We start from the raw sequence: 1947 nt of genomic DNA, 5'->3' as shown, positions 1-1947 counted from the left end.
CGAACAACCTCAACCTGGTGAAGATGAAGCCGCTGCGTGGCACCGGCATCATCGTGTTCGAACCGCGCCTGGTGTTCACCACCGTCGACAACTTCTTCGGCGGCATGGGCAAGTACCACACGCGCATCGAAGGCCGCGAGTTCACGCCGACCGAAATGCGCGTGATCCAGCTGCTGCTCAAGCAGACCTTCGCCGACCTCACCGAAGCCTGGGCGCCGGTGTTGCCGGTCGAGTTCGAATACGTGAACTCCGAGGTCAACCCGCACTTCGCCAACATCATTTCGCCGCGCGAGTACATCGCGGTCAGCCGCTTCCACGTCGAGCTCGAGGGCGGCGGCGGCGAACTGCATGTCGCGCTGCCGTATTCGATGCTGGAGCCGATCCGCGAACTCCTCGACGCCGGCGTGCAGTCCGATCGCATCGAGAAGGACGAGAACTGGACGCGCGCGCTGCGCTCGCAGCTGCAGGACGCGGAGGTCGAAGTCAGCAGCAGCCTTGCGCAGCGCTCGATCTCGCTGCGCGCGCTGAGCAAGCTGAAGGTCGGCGACGTGATTCCGATCGACCTGCCGAAGCAGTTGTCGGTGGAAGTCGAAGGCACGCCATTGTTCGGCGGCGAATTCGGAACGCACAACGGCAAGAACGCCATCAAGATCACCCACGTGAACCAGCCGCGCTCGCTGATTCCCCTCGATTCCCTGGGCTAACGCCATGAACACTTCCGACCTTGCCGCGCCCGCGGCGTTCGATGCACTGACCGCCGAAGGCGGCGCCGGCGCGGACCTCAATCTCGACGTGATCCTCGACGTCAACGTGACGCTGTCGCTGGAAGTCGGTCGCGCGCGCATTCCGATCCGCAACCTGCTGCAGCTCAACCAGGGCTCGGTGGTGGAACTCGAGCGCGCCGCCGGCGAACCGCTCGATGTCTACGTCAACGGCACGCTGATCGCGCAGGGCGAAGTGGTCGTGGTCAACGATCGCTTCGGCGTGCGGCTCACCGATGTCGTGAGCCCGTCCGAGCGCATCAAGCGACTCAAGTGAGCGGCGTGGGTCCGGCGATGGACGAGATGGCCGCAGTCGCGGCGCCCGCGCAGGCGGCTGCGAACACGACGGTGGCGGATGCGACGACGGCTGCAACTGTCGCTTCGCCTGCGACCGCGAACGTCGCGCCCGCTGCTTCGTCATCGACGACAACGACGGCTGCAACGCAGCCTGTCGCGTCGACCGGCAAGGTTTCGTTTCCGCTGCGCCCGACAACGACTGCGCAGGTCGCGCACGCGAATACGCATTCGCCTGCCGCGGACGCCGGCAGCATCGGTGGCGCGGTGTTCTCGCTGGTGCTGGTCATCGGCCTGATCCTCGGCCTCGGCTGGCTCGCCAAGCGCATGCCCGGCATGAATCGCGGTGGCAGTTCGTCGCAATTGAAGGTCGTGGCGAGCGTTGCGCTCGGCCCGCGCGAACGCGCGGTGGTGCTCGACGTCGGCGGGCAGCAGCTGCTTGTCGGCGTTGGCCAGGGCGGGGTACGGACCTTGCACACGCTGGAACATCCGCTGCCCGTCGCCGAGTCGACTGCACCGTCCGTGTTCGCACAGGTGCTCGCGCAGCATTTCGGCAAGAAGTCATGACCGGAACGCTTGAACGCTTCATGCGCACGCTGTGCGCGATCGCGCTGCTGATCGGCCTCGCCTACGGGCTGCTGACGCATTCCGCGCATGCGCAAGCCGCGCCGACGACACCTGCCGTCGCTGCGGCAACGCAACCGGCTGCCGCTGCGGCGACGAACGTCGCGGCCGCTTCGCCGTCGCGCCCGCTNNCCGGCCATCAACGTCGGCCAGGTCGGTGGCCAGCCGGTGAGCATGCCGCTGCAGGTGCTGCTGCTGATGACCGGCATCACGCTGCTGCCCGCGGCGCTGATGGGCATCACCGCGTTCACCCGCATCATCATCGTGC

The 1947-nt window shown here is 66.8% G+C and carries 3 protein-coding genes; all 3 read left to right on the top strand.

From position 1 onward, the window contains the following. Positions 1–704: flagellar motor switch protein FliM (gene fliM / locus ACKTTN_RS14500; protein WP_407910620.1), on the top strand; the 704-nt coding region annotated here is incomplete at its 5' end. 4 nt (positions 705–708) lie between these two features. Further along, on the top strand, positions 709–1038 hold the full coding sequence (gene fliN / locus ACKTTN_RS14495; RefSeq protein WP_407910619.1) for a flagellar motor switch protein FliN: 330 nt from the start codon (positions 709–711) through the stop codon (positions 1036–1038). Positions 1039–1064: 26 nt separating this feature from the next. Next, a complete protein-coding gene (gene fliO, locus ACKTTN_RS14490) occupies positions 1065–1622 on the top strand; it encodes a flagellar biosynthetic protein FliO (RefSeq protein WP_407910618.1) in 558 nt (185 codons plus the stop codon). The last annotated feature ends 325 nt before the right edge of the window (positions 1623–1947 follow it).

Source organism: Lysobacter claricitrinus, from assembly GCF_045866565.1.
Classification (GTDB): Bacteria; Pseudomonadota; Gammaproteobacteria; order Xanthomonadales; family Xanthomonadaceae; genus Cognatilysobacter; species Cognatilysobacter claricitrinus.
This window is presented reverse-complemented; position numbering and strand designations above follow the sequence as displayed.